We start from the raw sequence: 19041 nt of genomic DNA, 5'->3' as shown, positions 1-19041 counted from the left end.
AAAACTATCCAGAATGAAAGCAGTACTATTGAGTTTCTTGTTGACCTGGTCCGTAGTAAGTATCGGACAAGTCAATTTATCCTATCAAAAACCAGATCAGAACATTCTGAATTTAGCAGAAGCACCTTTAGCGCCACGAATTAGCATGGACAACAACGGTGAAAACATTCTCTTTCTTTACAGAAGCAATTATAAAACCATTGATGAGCTTTCTGAAACCGAGATGCGACTGGGCGGATTGAGAATTAATCCCGTAACAAATATTGGCAGTAGAACCACTTATTATACGGATCTTAAAATGAGAAAAGGAAGAGATGGTGAACCGCAGAATATTAAAGGCCTGCCAGAAAACGGACGATTCGCCAATGTATCATGGTCTCCTAATCAGAATTATGCTGTGTTCACAAATACCACCACTAAAGGTGTGGAGTTGTGGATGATTGATATTGCTAGTTCAAGCGCAAAAAAATTGACCTCAGACAATTTGAATGCCAATATGGGAAGACCCTATACTTGGTTTAAAGACAGCAACGCTTTGTTGGTGAAAACGCTCCCAACTTCAAAAAAAGATTTGATCGATCCTAAAGAATCGGTTCCGGAAGGGCCAACAATCTCTGTGAGTGAAGCGGGTGTTAAAGCTCAAAATAGAACCTATCAAGATTTACTTAAAAACCCGAATGACGAATACAACTTTGAACAGTTGGCCTTGTCGGACATTCAAAAAGTGAATTTAGACGGTACTGCATCCAACTGGAAATCTACGGATATTTACGAAAGCTTGAATTTTTCACCAGACGGAAAATATATTTTGGTGACTACCATAAACAGACCCTTTTCTTACCTTGTACCGTACAGCCGCTTCCCATCTACCACCGCAATTTATGATGCTAACGGCAACTTGGTGAAGAAAGTTTTGGAAGTGCCGCTTATTGAAGATTTACCACAAGGTTTTATGGCAGAACGTACGGGCATGCGCGACTTAACTTGGCGTAATGACCATCCTGCAACTTTGGTTTGGACGGAAGCCTTAGATGGTGGAGACCCTGCAAATGAAGTAGCCTATAGAGATGAAGTCTTCCAACAAAAAGCGCCATTTACGGCTAAAAAAGAATCCATCTTAAAAACTAAAGACCGTTTTGGAGGCATCCGTTGGGGAGATGAAACTACTGCTATTGCTTATGACAGATGGTGGAACAGCAGAAACACCCGAACTTATTTATTCGACCCTTCTGACGCTAAAAAAGCACCAAAAGTACTTTCAGACAGAAACTACCAAGATGTGTATAGCGATCCCGGAAACTTTGTAACTACTTTAAATAGCTATGACGAATCGGTATTAGATTTAAATAAGGGCAAAGCGTATCTAATTGGCGACGGGTATAGTGAAAAAGGACAATTTCCTTTTATTGATGAAATGGATTTAAAGTCGCAAAAAACGGAACGTTTATACCAATCGGCGTATACCGATAAAGTTGAAAATATTGCGTTCGCCTTAGATGCTAAAGCTGGAGAGTTTGTGGTTCAGATTGAATCGAAAAATGAATATCCCAATTATTACATCAGAAACATCAAAAAGCGCATCGCCATTCAGCCTTTAACTCAATTTGAAAATCCATTTAAAAGCATTCAAAATGTGCATAAAGAAGTGATTACTTACAAACGAGATGACGGGTTACCACTAACAGGGACATTGTATTTGCCAACAGATTATAAAAAAGGTGAGAAATACCCGATGATTATGTGGGCCTACCCTCGTGAATATAAAGACAAAAACAGCGCTAGTCAAAACACATCAAATTCAAATGAATTTACCTATCCTTCCTACGGTTCGCCGTTGTATTGGGTCACCAGAGGTTATGTGGTGTTAGATGATGCCGCGTTCCCAATTGTGGGAGAGGGCGACGAACAACCGAATGATTCCTTTGTGGCGCAATTGGTAGGTAACGCCAAAGCAGCCATTGATGCCGTAGACGCTATGGGCTATATTGACCGTGACCGTGTTGCAGTTGGCGGCCATTCTTACGGGGCATTTATGACGGCGAATTTATTGTCGCATTCTAACTTATTTGCAGCAGGAATTGCCAGAAGTGGTGCTTATAATAGAACCCTGACACCTTTCGGTTTCCAGAGTGAAGAACGTAACTATTGGGAAGCGCCAGAAGTGTACAATACCATGTCGCCATTTATGAATGCCGAGAAAATGAAAACACCATTATTATTAATACACGGAGAGGCTGATAACAATTCAGGAACCTACCCAATGCAAAGTGAGCGTTATTTTAATGCTTTAAAAGGATTGGGCGCTCCAGTAAGATTGGTAATGTTGCCCAAAGAAAGTCATGGGTACAGTGCCAAAGAGTCAGTGATGCACATGCTTTGGGAGCAAGATCAATGGTTGGAAACTTATGTTAAGAATAAGAAGAAAGATGCACCTCTAGAAAAAAAAGAAACACTTAAAAACTAAAGTATCTCTTTAAATTGACAAGAATGTGTCTCAATACTTATACAACTTATCTGAGAGTTGAATATTTGAGAACTATTCTCGGACAGCTGTCCGATAGAAAAACATAAAAAAAGCCGTTTCAATTAGTTTTGAGACGGCTTTTTTTATGTCATCTTGTCACAAACGTTGTCTTGGCATTTTTGTTGACTACTGCATGATAGTAAATCTAAGTTTAACCATCTAGGATTCTCTCCTCCGAGGGAATGATAAAAATTATAAATTATGACAAAAGGAAATATTAATGTTTCGGTAGAGAATATCTTCCCATTAATTAAGAAGTTCTTATACAGCGATCACGAAATATTTTTGCGTGAGTTGGTGAGTAACGCGACAGATGCCACATTAAAGTTAAAACATCTGACCAGTATTGGTGAAGCCGCAGTAGATTATGGCAATCCGAAAATTGAGGTAAAAATCGATAAGGAAGGCAAAAAACTGCACATCATTGACCAAGGAATTGGGATGACTGCAGAAGAGATTGAAAAATACATCAACCAAATTGCATTCTCAGGTGCTGAGGAGTTTTTAGATAAATATAAAGATGCTGGAAAAGATTCAGGGATCATCGGACATTTTGGATTAGGTTTTTACTCCGCTTTTATGGTGGCTGAAAAAGTAGAACTGATTTCCAAATCTTATAAAGAAGGAACTGAAGCGGCACGTTGGACCTGCGACGGGTCTCCAGAATTCACCCTAGAGCCAGCAGAAAAAACAGAGCGTGGTACCGAAATCATTCTGCACATTGCCGAAGATTCTACTGAGTTTTTAGAAGAATCTAGAATCCGTGAGCTATTGACCAAGTACAATAAGTTTATGCCTATTCCAATTAAATTCGGAACTAAGGAAGTCAACGATCCAGACCACAAACCTGAAACAATAAAAGATAAAGATGGTAAAGAAACCACTGAGCCTCAAAAGAAAATTACAGTTGACAATATCATCAACAACCCAAACCCAGCCTGGACAAAACAGCCAACCGAGTTAGAAGATAAGGATTACAACGCTTTTTACAGAGAGATGTATCCTATGCAATTTGAGGAGCCTTTATTTCACATTCATTTAAATGTAGATTATCCGTTCAACTTAACAGGAATTTTATATTTCCCAAAAATGTCGGGCGATTTAAATATGCAGAAGGATAAAATCCAACTCTACCAAAACCAAGTCTATGTCACCGATAATGTTGAGGGAATTGTTCCTGAATTTTTAACCATGTTACGTGGGGTAATTGATTCTCCAGATATTCCGTTAAATGTGTCGCGTAGTTACTTACAAGCCGATGGTAACGTGAAGAAAATTTCATCGTACATCACTCGTAAAGTTGCGGATAAATTGAAATCTTTATTTAATGAAAACCGTGCCGATTTTGAGAAAAAATGGAATGATATTAAGGTGGTTATTGAATACGGAATGCTTTCAGAAGATAAATTCTATGATAAGGCTGATGCATTTGCACTTTACCCAACGGTAGATGGTAAATACTACACCTATCAAGAGTTGTTTGACAAGATAAAAGATAACCAAACTGATAAGGATGGTAAATTAGTTATTCTATACGCCTCTAATGAAGATGCACAGCACAGTTATACTGAAGCGGCGAAAGCTAAAGGTTACGAAGTGTTGTTATTAGATTCTCCAATTGTAAGTCACTTAATGCAAAAAATGGAATCTAGTAAAGAGAACATTACGTTTGCTCGCGTAGATGCTGATCATATAGAGAATCTGATCAAGAAAGATGAGACCAAGATTTCAAAATTGAGCGATGAACAACAAAAAGAATTGGATGCCATCTTAAAAGAAGCCATTCCATCTGAAAAGTTCATGGTGCAATTAGAAGCTATGGATAGTGATGCCTCGCCATTTATCATCACCCAACCAGAATTTATGCGTCGTATGAAAGAGATGCAGGCAACTGGTGGTGGCGGTATGTTCGGGATGGGCAACATGCCAGAAATGTACAACTTGGTGGTCAATACCAACTCAGAGTTGGTTGGTGAAATTTTAAGTACCAAAACCAAGAAAAAACAAGAACGATTAATTTCTCAAAGTTTAGATTTAGCGCGTTTATCTCAAGGCCTTTTAAAAGGAAAAGAGCTGAGCGAATTTATTAAACGCTCTTATGAGATGATAAAGTAAACCCCACATTGCGGGTCATTGCGAGAAGCCTTTTTAGGCAACGAAGCAATCTCAAGTTCAATTAACAAAAACCACTGCGTGAAAACGAGGTGGTTTTTTTATGCCGTGCCATGATCTGAGTAATTTCAGACTTTGCTCCTAAGAACACACCTTAAAACGCTTCATTTTCAAATGCGTAACTTTCTAATTACCCATTATTTTTAAGCCGACATTTTGTTTTTGAATAATTTAAAAATTATCTTCGAGCGAATCCTAGAACATCTGTGGACAAAAAATACATTTTAAAAGCAGAACTTACAATTCAAAAATTTGGTTTTTTGAATCGAATTTCTGACCGCTTCACTCAAAGATTCCAAAGTGTAAGCCATCCACAACACCACATAATATAAAACACACCATGAAAATTAAAAAGGTACTTATTGCCAATAGAGGAGAAATTGCCATTCGCGTTATGCGGGCTTGTACAGAATTAAATTTAGCTACGGTGGCGCTGTACACCTATGAGGACCGGTATTCTCAACATCGGAATAAAGCGGATGAATCCTATCAAATTGGCGAAAACAATCAACCTTTAAAGCCTTATTTGGATATGGACGAAATCATCGCCTTAGCGAAGTCCAAAAATGTAGATGCCATACATCCTGGTTATGGTTTCTTATCTGAAAATTCAGAATTTGCGCGAAGATGTGCAGCAAATGGCATCATTTTCATCGGTCCAAACCCTGAAGTGATGGATGCTTTGGGCGACAAGATTACGGCTAAAAAAATTGCGGTTAAATGTCATGTACCTATTATTGAAAGCAACAAAAAACAGTTAATCAATTTAAAAGTTGCGCTCTCAGAAGCTAAAACTATTGGCTATCCATTAATGTTAAAAGCGGCATCCGGTGGTGGTGGACGTGGCATGCGTATTATCAGAAAAGATGAAGATCTCGAACAAAATTTTGATTCCGCCAGAAATGAAGCCCTTAATTCTTTTGGTGATGACACCATGTTTCTTGAGAAATATGTAGAAGATCCAAAACATATTGAAGTACAAATTGTGGCCGATAATCATGGAAACATCCGTCACTTATTTGAACGCGACTGTTCTGTACAGCGCCGTCATCAAAAAGTAGTAGAAATTGCGCCTTCCCATAATATTTCAGACAACGTAAAACAAGCGCTTTATAAATATGCGGTAGATATTGCCACAGAAGTGAATTATAACAATATCGGAACCGTAGAATTTTTGGTGGATAAAGAAGATAATGTCTTTTTTATTGAAGTGAATCCCAGAATTCAGGTAGAACATACCGTAACAGAAATGGTCACAGGAATTGATTTGGTAAAAACCCAAATTTTCGTGGCTGGAGGTTATAAATTATCAGATCAACAAATTAAAATTTATGAGCAAGAATCTTTAAAAACTTATGGTTTCGCCCTACAATGCCGATTGACCACAGAAGACCCTAGTAATAATTTCACCCCAGATTACGGAACCATCACTACATACAGAAGTGCATCAGGTATGGGAATCCGCTTGGATGCGGGCAGTATTTATCAAGGTTATAGTGTGAGTCCATTTTTCGATTCGATGTTGGTAAAAGTGTCTGCCCACGGCCGGACTTTAGATGGTGCTGTGCGTAAAATGGTGCGGGCCCTTAAAGAATTTAGAGTGCGTGGTGTTAAAACCAACATTCACTTTTTGCAGAATGTCATTCTTCACGACACTTTTAAAGAAGGTAAAGTGACGGTTAATTTTATTCAAAATACCCCTTCCTTATTTAAAATAAAATTACCACAAGATAGAACGACCAAAGTGACCCAGTATTTAGCTGAAGTGATTGTCAATGGGAATTCAGATGTCAAAAACAATGATGAACACAAAGTTTTTAGAAACCCAAAAGTTCCTAAATTCAATTTAAACGCCCCACATCCTAAAGGAACTAAAGACATGTTGACGGACATGGGTCCAGAAAAATTCTGTCAATGGTTAAAGGAAGATACCAAAATCCATTATACAGATACGACCATGCGCGATGCTCACCAATCATTGCTCGCTACCCGTATGCGTACCTTTGATATGATGAAAGTAGCGGAAAGCTATGCCAAAAACCATCCCAACACTTTTAGTATGGAGGTTTGGGGAGGCGCCACCTTTGACGTCTGTTTACGTTTTTTACACGAAAGCCCATGGACGCGTTTGCGTGAATTGCGAAAAGCAGTCCCAAACATTTTATTCCAAATGTTACTAAGAGGTAGCAATGGTGTGGGCTACAAAGCTTATCCTGACAATTTAATTGAAAAATTTGTTGAAAAATCTTGGGACAACGGCGTTGATATTTTTAGAATCTTTGACTCCCTCAACTGGGTGAAAGCCATGGAACCAAGTATCAATTACGTGCGAGATAGAACTGGAGGTATTGCGCAGGCTGCCATCAGTTACACCGGAAATATTCTTGATGTTAACGAGACTAAATACAACTTAAAATATTACACACAATTAGCCAAAGATCTCGAGAATGCAGGGGCGCATATGATTGCCATTAAAGACATGGCAGGCCTGCTAAAACCTTATGCGGCCACAGAATTGGTTGGTGCTTTAAAAGATACGGTCAAGCTTCCAATTCATCTGCACACCCATGACACCTCCTCTTTACAAACTGCCACCTATTTAAAAGCTATTGAAGCTGGGGTGGATGTTGTAGATGTCGCCTTGGGCGGATTATCTGGCCTGACCTCCCAACCCAACTTTAATGCGGTTGTAGAAATGATGAAAGGGCAACCACGGGCGCACGAGTTTGATATTAACACCTTAAACCAATTCTCTAATTATTGGGAAGACACTCGCGAATTGTATTATCCTTTTGAATCTGGTCTGAAGGCTGGAACTGCTGAAGTATTTCAACACGAAATTCCGGGAGGACAATACTCTAATTTACGTCCCCAAGCCATTGCCTTAGGTCTTGGTGATCGGTTTGACGAGGTTAAAAAGATGTACACCAAAGTAAACGCCATGTTTGGGAACTTGATAAAAGTAACCCCAAGCTCAAAAGTAGTGGGCGATATGGCCATTTTTATGGTGACCAATAATCTGACCCCAGAAGATGTGATGCAGCGCGGAGAAGAGATATCGTTTCCCGAATCTGTGATCAATTTCTTTAAAGGCGATTTAGGCCAACCAGTTGGCGGATTTCCAAAAAAACTGCAAAAGATCATCTTAAGAAATCACAAAGCGTATACCGACAGACCCAATGCCCATTTAGAACCTATTGATTTTGACGTCGAATTTGAAGCCTTCAAAAAGAAATTCCAAAAAGGCTTTACACGTGCTATCGAATTGGAAGATTTTTTGTCTTACACCTTATATCCAAAAGTGTTTGAACAAGCCCACGAAAACTATAAGCTTTACGGGAATTTAAGTTTAGTGCCCACCAAAAATTTCTTCTACGGTATGAAACAACGTGAAGAAACCCTAATTGAACTTGAACCAGGAAAAACGATTATCGTCAGATTATTATCGGTGGGAATTCCTAATGAAAACGGCATCCGCATTGTATTCTTTAGCGTGAATGGTGAAAATAGATTTGTGGAAGTTTTGGACAAATCGCTCAATATTAAAAAGGAAACGCACGAGAAAATTGATGCAACAAACACCAGTCATATTGGTGCTCCTTTACAAGGATCACTGTATAAGGTATTAGTGAAACGCGGACAGAAAGTACAAGAAAATGATCCTTTATTTATCATTGAGGCTATGAAAATGGAAACTACGGTTACCGCATTTAAAGCAGGAAAAGTAAAATCTGTGCTCCTCAAGGAAGGTACGATGGTCATGCAAGATGATTTGGTACTCACGGTGGAATAATATATTAGAACACGCTGATAGGTTAAATACGTCCTAATTCAATTTTTTTAGATCATTGATGTCATTTAATTTGCATTCTGATGTCCGAGAAATTTAGAAATCGATATCGAATAGAATCCACCCGAATGAAAGATTGGGATTATGGTAGCAATGGCGCGTATTTCATAACCATTTGCACCAAAAATAGAATCCATTATTTTGGGGATGTGATAGAGACACAACATATTGTGTCTCCCCAAATGGAATTATCAGCAATCGGTAAAATTGCAGATCAACATTGGTTAGCAATCCCTGAACATTTTCCATTTGTAAAATTGGGTAATCATGTCATTATGCCTAATCATTTACACGGAATTATCATTATTGACAAACGGATGGGTGTGGAAATGGGTACGGATCACGGTGTCGGAACCGATACCGGTACGGTTGCGGGTGCCGATGCGAATGCCGATGCGGGTTCGGGCGCGGGTACGGGTTCGGGTGCGGTAGAGACGCAAAATTTTGCGTCTCTACGACAACAACAACAACAACAACAACAACAACAACAACAACAACAACAACAACAACAACAACAACAACAACAACAACAACAACAACACCCCAACAAATTCGGGCCACAATCAAAAAATTTGGCATCCATTATTCGCGGGTATAAATCATCTGTAAAATCCTATGCAACCACCAATGCGATCGATTTTATTTGGCAACCATTATTCCATGATCATATTATAAAAGACACCAAATCCTATAAAAGGATTTCTGATTATATTTTAAAAAATCCAATGAATTGGAAAGAAGACAGATTTTACAAATAATTACATATCTTGGAACTATGAAAAAAATCTTATTTATTTTATTGGTCTTGCCGTTACAGATGTTAGCGCAGGAGACCCCTGGATCCGTTCAATTTTGGGAAACCCTTAAAAACCATTGTGGCAAATCTTATGAAGGCGAAATCATTGCCGGAGGCAAGGAAGGCGACGGCTTTACCGGAGAAAAGCTAGTTATGCATGTCCGATCTTGCGATACCAATGAAATTAGAATTCCATTTTTTGTTGGTGATGATAAATCCAGAACTTGGGTGCTGACTAAGGGTGATAATAATTTAATAGTATTAAAACATGATCATAGAAAACCAGACGGTTCAGATGATGACGTGACGCAATACGGAGGTCTGAGCCCAAATACAGGAAGATCGGATATTCAATTTTTTCCTGCGGATCAATTTACTGCAGATTTGTTAGCCCATGCTGCAAATAATGTATGGTGGATTACTGTAGACGACACCTCTTTTACCTACAATTTACGTCGCATAGGAAGTGACCGATTGTTTTCGGTAAAATTTGATTTGACCAAGGAAGTAGCCACACCAAGCGCACCTTGGGGTACAGAAGATTAATTTTTAAAAACACCTATTAAATATATAATTTAAAACAACCACTTCCACACCAGAAGTGGTTTTTAAAATCAATTCATCTCAACTTCCGTAACATTAAAATAATCTCAGTTCATCATTGAGCGCCGCAATTAACATACCTTTGTAGGATTAAAAACCAACTTTGAAAGCACATCTTAAATCCATAGAAATATTTTTAAAAAGCTCACATTTTTATAGAGGAGTCCGATTAACTTTCGCTGTGGTGACACCTTTGGTACTCTTCAGTTTTCTAGGAAATTTTGATTACGCGCTGCCCATTGTAATGGGTGCATTTTTGAATGCGCCAGGCGATATCCCCGGAAGTTTAAAGAGAAAAGTCAATGCCATTTTAATCAGTACGGTTTTGACGATGCTTATTTTTACCATCATTCTTTTTTGCAAGCCCTTCCTCCCGCTTTTAGTCATCGTTATAGCGGCCATTTCATTCTTCGTATCGTTAATTTCCGTTTATGGATTTAGAGCATCGCTAGTCTCGCTTTCCGGTTTGTTGGCTATGGTGTTGGCCTTTGCAGTGCAAAAAGAAACCGTGTCAGAAATTTTTTCTCATGTGCTCCTGATGGGTTGTGGCGGACTCTGGTATCTGTTAGTATCTTTTGTGTTTAGAACGTTGGCCCCTAAAAAAGATGAGATCCAATTTCTTTCTGAAACACTCACCCTTATTGGCGAGTATCTCCAACTAAGGGCGCGCTTGTTGACCAAGAAAACAAAACGTCAGCAATTGATGCAGGAAGCTTTTGTGCTGCAAAGTCAAATTAACGAAAAACATGAAACGTTAAGAGAGTTATTGCTGTTAGAGCGGAAACGTTCAGGCCGTTCGCATTATGATGAAAAGCACATGCTAATATTTATTTCATCGGTGAATATTTTTGAGCTGATTGAAGCCAAACATCTAGATTATAAGGAAATGGATCGCTTGTTTAAGGATCGAAAGTATTTACGAGCATCGAAAACCCTTAATAAAGTAATGGGGAAGCAGTTAATGATCTTATCAGATTTACTAATCAAAAATGATAAAGTATCTGACAAAGACATACTGTTGAATTCATTGTCTAAGGCGAAGGACAATATCAGACAATATATTGATGATGTTCAGTTACCTCAAGCTCGTGAAGGCGCTTTAGTCCTTCGGAATCTATACGATTATCAAGAACATATTGCGCAAGAAATTAGGTCCATCCGTCGCGTCATGGCCAATGTTAAAGACGCCTCCACAGTATCCCTAAAGCGTCAGGATACCAGTCAGTTTTTAACTTTGCAAGAATACCGACTGAATGTGATCATTCAAAATTTCAGTTTAAATTCTACCTTGTTCAGGCATGCACTTCGGTTTACCGTTGCCATGGTGTTCGCATTTATCTTGGGTACACTCTTAGATATTCGCAATACCTATTGGATTCTCCTGACCATCGTCGTCATTATGCGTCCCAATTACGGATTGACAAAGGAGCGCTCTAAAGATCGTATTATCGGCACTCTGATTGGGGCGGCAATTGCTGTGGGGATTGTGTTGCTTACTCAAAACGTAATTGTGTATGCTATTTTAGCCATTATATCACTCACCTTAGCTTTTTCTTTGGTGCAGCAGAATTATAAGTCGTCAGCCGCTTTTGTGACCATTAATATTGTGTTTGTCTACTCCTTGATCAATCCTGATGCCTTTCAAGTCATTCAGTACCGCGTTATTGACACTGTGCTTGGGGCAAGTATTGCTGTGGTGGCCAATTATTTGTTATGGCCAAGTTGGGAAGCGCTCAATTTAAAGAATGTACTTGTTGATGCCATAAATAAAAACAAGAACTACCTGTTGGCGACACAGGAACTGTATCACGATAAAACGGAAAACGAACTTGCTTATAAAGTAGCCCGCAAAGAAGCTTTTTTAGCGATTAGCAATCTTAATGCAGCCTTTCAACGCCTTACCCAAGATCCAAAATCTAAACAAAAGGAATTCCAGCTTATTTACGGCATGGTCACCTTAAATCAGACTATGGTTTCTGCCATTGCTTCCATTGGGAGCTTTATAATCAACCACCAAACCACGCCGGCTTCCAAAGAATTTGATGCGCTTATTTTAAGAATTGCCAACACCTTACAGTCCTCTTGCTCTATTTTAAATGACACGCCAATTGACTGTGAAACTACAAGTATTGATATTGAAAAAGCACAAGAGAAGCTTTTGCAATCCTACCACAGCTTGTCCAAAACAAGAGATGCCAATATCCTGAAGGGTGATACAGATTTGGATATTGAAACGCTGCATAATCTTCAGGAAGCCTATTTAATTGCCAACCAGTTGGTATGGTTAAAAACACTTTCTGAAAATCTAGAAAAAGCAACTAGAAAATTCCACGAAGTCTTATAACTCAAATTTTTAAAACACAAAAAAACCACTTCAGTCCCTTGAAGTGGTTTTATTAAACGGTATTCTATAGCGCTTATTCTTTAAAAGCACCTACTCCATCTTTCATCCATCCTAGATACTCTTCTGTATTTGGCGTATATCCTACAGGATCATTAAGATTCTCCTCATCATGACCTATCAACACATAAAAAGGCTGCGTATTGGTTTTATAACGTATGGTTTGAAATTCACTCCATTTTTGTCCGATATACTTCAGTTTCTTACCTGGTCTTAATTTGGATTCGATGACTTCATCTCCTTCCAATCTCCGCTTATCATCCACGTATAAAGAAATCAATACCACTTCATTCTTAAGCATGTTCAACACCTGATCATCCGGCCATACGTTTTGCTCCATCTTTCTACAATTTACACAGGCCCAACCGGTAAAATCCAACATAATTGGTTTGCCCACTTCTTTAGCATAAGCCAAACCCTTGTCATAATCATTAAAAGCCAAAATTTGGTGTGGCGCTAAAAGATGCCCGCCATCAGGCAATTCTTGGGCCTCACCTAAAACTGCTCCGCCACCTGTTTTAGAATTCCCAACCCCATAAGGCGATTCTGCATAATCCAATGGTGGTGGGAAGGCGCTAATTAAGTTTAAAGGTGCGCCCCAAAGCCCTGGAATCATATAAATGGTGAAACTTAACACGAGCAAACCGAGACTTAAACGACCGACAGATATATGGGTTAATGGTGAATCGTGTGGCAACTTGATTTTTCCGAATAAATAAAACGCCAAGGCTCCAAAAATGGCAATCCAAATGGCGATAAACACTTCACGCTCTAAGAAATGCAATTGTAACACAAGATCGGCTTGCGAGAGGAACTTGAAGGCAAATGCCAATTCCAAGAATCCTAATACTACTTTTACCGTATTCAACCATCCTCCAGATTTTGGAAGAGAGTTCAGCCATCCTGGGAAGGCAGCAAATAAGGCAAAAGGAAGGGCTAGAGCTAATGAAAATCCTAACATACCAATCATAGGCGCCAGACCACCTTTAGTGGCTGAAAGCACAATGATATTTCCTACAAAAGGACCGGTACAAGAAAAAGATACAATGGCTAGTGCCAAGGCCATAAAGAAAATTCCGGTATACCCTCCTCTATCGGCTTTACTGTCAATTTTATTAGCCCATGATTGTGGTAACATGATTTCAAAAGCGCCTAAAAAGGATACGGCAAATATGACGAGAATCACAAAAAACAACAGGTTAAAAGTAACACTTGTAGAGAACTCGTTAATGGCACTCGCTCCAAAAATAGCAACCACCCCAGTGCCCAGAATCACATAAATAACAATAATACACAATCCGTAAACAATAGCGTTTTTGACTCCTTGCGCTTTATTTTTACTCTGTTTGGTAAAGAAACTTACAGTCATTGGAATGAGTGGAAAGACGCAAGGCGTAAACAAGGCGATAAATCCGGCACCAATACCCAAAATAAATATGGTCCAAAGACCGGTATTATCTGACGCTTTTTCTTGTTTTTCTGTGACGATGATGTCTTTATCCGCATCTGTCTTTACCGGGTTTTGAAAATCAATCATCCCACCACTTAAGGCAGCATTTTCATCTACCTCTGAACTTTCTTTAGCTTTTGATAGATCGAAGTTCAGGTCGATGTAAGACGGTGGCAAACAACGCATATCATCACACACCATAAATTCAACTTCACCTTTTACGATGGAAAGTTCATTATTAAGCACTTTAATGCGTTGCCTGAACTCTGCGGCGTCATCAAAATACTTAATACGCATATTGAAAATAGGATCATCTACCGTGCGTCCTTCTTCTTCAGTGGTGTTTCCAACAAGTTCAGCGTCCTTAGCAACATCATACGTAAATGACGTTGCTATCGGGCCATTTTCAGGAACACTTTGCGAATATAAATGCCAACCACGGTCAATTTTAGCGGTAGAGATAAGATCATATTCCGTATCAGAAATTTTTTCAACGGAGGTCGACCACTTTACGGGTTCCAACACTTGTGCTTGCGCGGAAGAAAAGATGAAGGTTAAAAAGAAAAAATAAAGAAAGCTATTTTTCATTGCAGTGCGGTTTCTTGGGGATTGTCAATATTTAAAATACATAAAAATTAAAGCATTTTGAGTGTCATATACACATAAGACGTTAAACCTAGCCTAATCCCTTATTTCAGAATCTTAAAACATAACATTTTAATATAAAAATCAAGCTGCAAAGGTACTTAAAAGAAGTGGGAAGACCATCCCGTTAAGGAGTTCTCCCAGATTTTTAATAAGAAATTAACAGCCCAACATCCATCGTAAATTAAGCGCATTATAGGATTACTGTAAGGTCAAACTGCCTGCTAACTCTCTCAATGTAATTTCTGAGAGTTTTGCTTGATAGATGGCGTTACTCAAGCGTAAACTCGCGTTGATATAATTGAGTTGCGCCGTCCTAAATTCGATAGTAGGAATGGTTCCAATTTTATATTTTGCTAGGGTAATGTCGAGATTTTCTTTGGCAATATCTTCATTACTGGTCTCCAAATCAATCAAACCTAAGTTGGTGAGATAGGTTTGATAAGCCGTATGTAATTGCGTGGTTATGGTTTGCGTTTGCTGTTTGATGAGAATTTCAGAATTCTCAATTTGAAGTTTGGCAATTTTTTCATTGCGGTTTTGATTAGAGCCGTTAAAAATATCGATACTCGCCGCAAAACCGTAATTCCAACCTTGTGCATTGTTTTTAGTAGTAAACCTTAAACTCGATTCCGAATCACTAAAATTATAGCCTGTGTTCGCCGAAATTCTCGGATACCGATTGCCTTTGATCTGCTTCAATTCTAATTCAGAAATCCGTTTATTGATCAATTGTGCCTGCAGTTCCGGATTTTGAATGGTCGCTAGTTGTTCTAGTTCGGCCAATTGTAAATCTGTAGCTATGATTACCTCATCCCTTACCTTAAAATCAATTTCGGGATTACGTCCCAAAATTTCATTTAATCGGATTTTTGTATGCTCATACCTTTCAAGTTGCCTCACTTGAAGGGTCCTATCTGTATTGAGATCCACTTGGGCATTGAGGACTTCCAATTTAGACGATTTACCAATTGTAAAACGGTTATCGGCCAATTCAACCCGCTGTTGCGAAATAACCATAGTACTATCTAAAGCCGTTAATTGCTGCTGCTGGTGCACCAAATCATAATAAGTTATCATGACATCACTCACCCGATTGAGCACGGTAGACTGTAATTGTGCTTTCCCCAGTTTTTCTAATTCCTTTAATTGGTCATACCGAGCAAACATTCCAAAACCGTCAAATATGGTCCAGTCTAAACCAACACCATAACTAAGATTATTATTTTTGGCATTGTCCAACTCGATAATGTTGCCATCAGAACGGGTTTGGGAAATATTTTGAGTGCTGTTATTGGTGCTGGCCTGAGCAAAAACCCTTGGCAACATTCCGGCAAAACCTGGACTAACTCCTAAAGAATCGACATCCAACTCATTTTTTGCCAATTGAATGTCATAATTGTTGACCAACGCAATTTCTACCGCTTGTTCAAGCGTCAACACTTCTTGGGCAGAGGAAGGCAAGGACAAAATCCCCAACCCTATGCTAAGAGCTAATGACCATAGTTTATTCGGTTTCATAACTGTCAATTTTATCAAATTCTGGATGGTGCTTTTTCTCTCGTGACCACATCATATAGATTGCTGGAATAACGAAGAGCGTTAAGACAAGCGAAAACATAGTGCCTCCAATAATTACAACCCCCATCCCAATCCTGCTGGTAGAGGCCGCCCCGATAGACAAGGCAATTGGCATCGCACCCAAAGCGATGGTTAAACTAGTCATTAAAATGGGGCGTAATCGCGATTCTGATGCTTTCATAATCGCTTCAAATTTGTCCATGCCTTCATCCCGGAGCTGATTGGCAAATTCCACAATTAAGATCCCGTTTTTGGTAACCAGACCAATCAACATGATGGTCCCAATTTGGCTAAAAATGTTCCAAGTTTGTCCAAACAACCACAGTGAAAATAAGGCTCCCGCTACCGCCATTGGTACGGTTAATATAATTACAAAAGGATCGATAAAACTTTCAAACTGTGCCGCTAAAATCAGATAGATGAGCAATAAGGCCAGTCCAAAAGCAAATAAGGTATTGGAACTACTTTCTACAAAATCTCGCGACTCTCCACCCAAATCAGTGGTAAACGAATCGTCTAAAATTTGTGCTTTAATGTCTTCCATGGCTTCAATCCCATCATTGATGCTCATGCCTGGCGCTAAACTTGCGGATACGGTTGCAGACATATATCGGTTGTTGTGGTACAATTGCGGCGGACTACTCTGTTCTTCCGTAGTTACTAAATTGTCCATCTGAATAAGTTCTCCCTTATTATTTTTGACGTACATCGATTTCAAATCCATAGGAGCATTTCGATCTTTTTTATCAAACTGACCAATCACTTGGTATTGTTTGCCATTCATCATAAAATAGCCAAAACGTTGGCCACTTAAGGATAATTGCAGGGTTTGGGCGACATCTAAAACGGAGACGCCTAAACTTTTAGCTTTATCACGATCAATCGTCACATAAATTTCGGGCTTATTGAATTTCAAATCGACATCCGTATTTGCAAATACAGAATTACTTTCCGCCAAATTCATAAACTCTGGAATCTTTTCCTTTAATTTTTCAAAATTTGGGGCTTGAATGATGTATTGTATGGGCATGCCGCCTCTTCTATTCACGGCGATAGTTGGCGTTTCAGACACACTTGAGCGCGCATTTTCGAAAGTTTTGGTCCATCGCGTTAAATCTTCGGCGATTTCTTTCTGAGAACGATCACGTTCACTAGGGTCTACCAATGAAATGATGGCGCGACCACTGTTAACCGAGGACGATCCAAAACCTGGCGAGGTAATAATTAAACTCACCTTCTTTTCCGGTATGGAATCGTTGATCAAGTCCGTCATTTCATTCATAAACCGATCCATATAATCGTAAGACGCACCTTCAGGCGCCGTCACACTGACCCGCAAATAGCTTCTGTCATCATAGGGTGCTGTTTCTTTTTGCAGCAAGGTGTAAAACAATCCAATCATGATAAAACAAATGATTAGAATGGGGAAACTCCACCATTTTTTCTGCATAAAAGTCTTCAGACCGCTGGCGTAGGACGTGTTCATTTTTACAAAATAACGCTCTGTAAAGTTGTAAAATTTAGAGCGTTTCTGCTTTCCTGGTTTGATGAGATAAGCATTCAACATCGGGGTTAACGATAAGGACACAAAAGCTGAAATCAATACAGCCGCACCAATGACTACACCAAACTCCCTAAAAAGTCGACCAACAAAACCTTCCAAGAAAATAACAGGCAAGAATACCGCGGCCAAGGTTACAGAAATGGAGATGACCGCAAAGAAAATTTCGTTGGACCCTTTAATGGCGGCTTCAATGGGCGACATGCCTTCTTCAACCTTTTTATAAATATTTTCAGTAACCACAATTCCATCATCCACCACCAAACCAGTTGCTAATACGATAGCCAACAAGGTTAACACATTTATGGAAAACCCGAACATCCACATGATAAAAAACGTGGCAATTAAGGACACAGGAATATCAATAAGGGGACGCAAGGCCATGGACCAGTTTCTAAAAAAGAAATAGATGACCAAAATCACCAAGATGATAGTAATGGCCAGCGTTTCTACCACTTCAATAATAGAGCGTTTTACAAAAATGGTATCGTCAATGACCACATTTAATTTAAAATCTTCGGGCAAGTCTTCTTTCAGGCGTTCAAATTCGGCGTAAAAGCCATCCGCAATAGAAATATAATTGGCGCCAGGCTGCGGTACAATGGCAAGTGCCACCATAGGTTGACCCGAATCGCTCAATTTGGTTTCCATATTTTCCGCTTCCAAGGTAGCATTTCCGACATCACTAAAACGAACTACTTTTCCGCCTTCTGAGGAAATAATAATGTCATTAAATTCTTCCTCAGTGGTGAGGTTACCTATAGTTTTTACGGTCAACTCTGTATTGGCTCCGGTAAGTTTACCAGAAGGCAACTCGACGTTTTGAGACAAAAGGGCTTGTCTCACTTCCGCTACGGTCACGCCATAAGACGCTAACTTGATGGGATCAATCCACATGCGCATGGCGTAACGGCGTTGCCCCCAAATTTGCACACTACTTACACCAGGAATGGTTTGCAGGCGTTGAGCAAGTACATTATCTGCATAGTCAGTAAGTTCTAAAATGTTTTTATTGTCACTCTGTACCGTCATAGAAATAATTGCCCGAGAATCAGCATCAGCTTTTGACACTACTGGAGGGGCATCAATATCCTGCGGCAGACTTCTTACCGCCTGAGAGACTTTATCGCGCACATCATTCGCCGCTTCTTCAAGATTTTTATCGAGATTGAATTCGATGCTAATTCGGCTGGAACCTTGATTACTGGAAGAGGTTATATTTCTAATACCATCAATCCCATTGATCGATTTTTCTAGCGGCTCGGTGATTTGCGACTCGATGATGTCGGCATTTGCCCCGGAATAACTCGTACTCACCGATATTTGCGCTGGATCAATAGAAGGAAATTCCCTTACCCCAAGGTAGGTGTAGCCAATAATCCCGAAGAGCATGATGGCCAAATTCATCACAATGGCTAAAACAGGACGTTTGATACTTAAGGTGGATAAACTCATCAG

General features: G+C 39.4%; 9 protein-coding genes. 6 read left to right on the top strand and 3 right to left on the bottom strand.

Annotated elements, in window-relative coordinates:
• Nucleotides 1–13 precede the first annotated feature (13 nt).
• The 6 genes from ES711_RS00245 to ES711_RS00215 all read left to right on the top strand — a co-directional run bounded on the left by ES711_RS00245 (nucleotide 14) and on the right by ES711_RS00215 (nucleotide 12289).
• Nucleotides 14–2464: an alpha/beta hydrolase family protein gene (locus ES711_RS00245; RefSeq protein ID WP_146888275.1), complete on the top strand. Its 2451-nt coding sequence runs from the start codon at nucleotides 14–16 to the stop codon at nucleotides 2462–2464.
• 261 nt (nucleotides 2465–2725) lie between these two features.
• Nucleotides 2726–4639, top strand: a complete 1914-nt coding sequence (gene htpG, locus ES711_RS00240; RefSeq protein WP_146888272.1) for a molecular chaperone HtpG — start codon at nucleotides 2726–2728, stop codon at nucleotides 4637–4639.
• A 397-nt stretch (nucleotides 4640–5036) separates the two neighbouring features.
• Nucleotides 5037–8489, top strand: a complete 3453-nt coding sequence (locus ES711_RS00235) for a pyruvate carboxylase (protein ID WP_146888269.1) — start codon at nucleotides 5037–5039, stop codon at nucleotides 8487–8489.
• Nucleotides 8490–8614: 125 nt separating this feature from the next.
• Nucleotides 8615–9304 (top strand): transposase, encoded by a 690-nt coding sequence (locus ES711_RS16200; protein WP_170245212.1) that lies wholly within the window; start codon nucleotides 8615–8617, stop codon nucleotides 9302–9304.
• 17 nt (nucleotides 9305–9321) lie between these two features.
• Nucleotides 9322–9888, top strand: coding sequence for a hypothetical protein (locus ES711_RS00220; protein ID WP_146888260.1), 567 nt, complete (start codon nucleotides 9322–9324; stop codon nucleotides 9886–9888).
• 160 nt (nucleotides 9889–10048) lie between these two features.
• The gene (locus tag ES711_RS00215; RefSeq protein WP_146888257.1) at nucleotides 10049–12289 is read left to right on the top strand and encodes an FUSC family protein; all 2241 of its coding nucleotides are present in this window, start codon (nucleotides 10049–10051) and stop codon (nucleotides 12287–12289) included.
• Between the two features lie 73 nt (nucleotides 12290–12362).
• On the opposite strand, the gene ES711_RS00210 is transcribed toward ES711_RS00215, so the two are convergent.
• The 3 genes from ES711_RS00210 to ES711_RS00200 all read right to left on the bottom strand — a co-directional run bounded on the left by ES711_RS00210 (nucleotide 12363) and on the right by ES711_RS00200 (nucleotide 19038).
• Nucleotides 12363–14384, bottom strand: a complete 2022-nt coding sequence (locus tag ES711_RS00210) for a protein-disulfide reductase DsbD family protein (RefSeq protein ID WP_146888255.1) — start codon at nucleotides 14382–14384, stop codon at nucleotides 12363–12365.
• 258 nt (nucleotides 14385–14642) lie between these two features.
• Nucleotides 14643–15962 (bottom strand): TolC family protein, encoded by a 1320-nt coding sequence (locus ES711_RS00205; RefSeq protein WP_146888252.1) that lies wholly within the window; start codon nucleotides 15960–15962, stop codon nucleotides 14643–14645.
• Nucleotides 15949–19038, bottom strand: coding sequence for an efflux RND transporter permease subunit (locus ES711_RS00200; protein ID WP_146888249.1), 3090 nt, complete (start codon nucleotides 19036–19038; stop codon nucleotides 15949–15951). The genes ES711_RS00205 and ES711_RS00200 overlap by 14 nt, the downstream gene beginning before the upstream one ends.
• Nucleotides 19039–19041 lie beyond the last annotated feature (3 nt).

This window comes from Gelidibacter salicanalis (genome assembly GCF_007997285.1).
GTDB lineage: Bacteria > Bacteroidota > Bacteroidia > Flavobacteriales > Flavobacteriaceae > Gelidibacter > Gelidibacter salicanalis.
The sequence above is the reverse complement of the archived record's forward strand: the minus strand, read 5'-3'. Positions and strand labels throughout refer to the sequence as shown.

Bases quoted from the DNA above. Each gene is read 5' to 3' on its own strand.
- ES711_RS00210 (WP_146888255.1), bottom strand. From the start codon at position 14,384: ATGAAAAATAGCTTTCTTTATTTTTTCTTTTTAACCTTCATCTTTTCT.
- ES711_RS00205 (WP_146888252.1), bottom strand. From the start codon at position 15,962: ATGAAACCGAATAAACTATGGTCATTAGCTCTTAGCATAGGGTTGGGG.
- htpG (WP_146888272.1), top strand. From the start codon at position 2,726: ATGACAAAAGGAAATATTAATGTTTCGGTAGAGAATATCTTCCCATTA.
- ES711_RS00200 (WP_146888249.1), bottom strand. From the start codon at position 19,038: ATGAGTTTATCCACCTTAAGTATCAAACGTCCTGTTTTAGCCATTGTG.
- ES711_RS00235 (WP_146888269.1), top strand. From the start codon at position 5,037: ATGAAAATTAAAAAGGTACTTATTGCCAATAGAGGAGAAATTGCCATT.
- ES711_RS00245 (WP_146888275.1), top strand. From the start codon at position 14: ATGAAAGCAGTACTATTGAGTTTCTTGTTGACCTGGTCCGTAGTAAGT.
- ES711_RS16200 (WP_170245212.1), top strand. From the start codon at position 8,615: ATGAAAGATTGGGATTATGGTAGCAATGGCGCGTATTTCATAACCATT.
- ES711_RS00220 (WP_146888260.1), top strand. From the start codon at position 9,322: ATGAAAAAAATCTTATTTATTTTATTGGTCTTGCCGTTACAGATGTTA.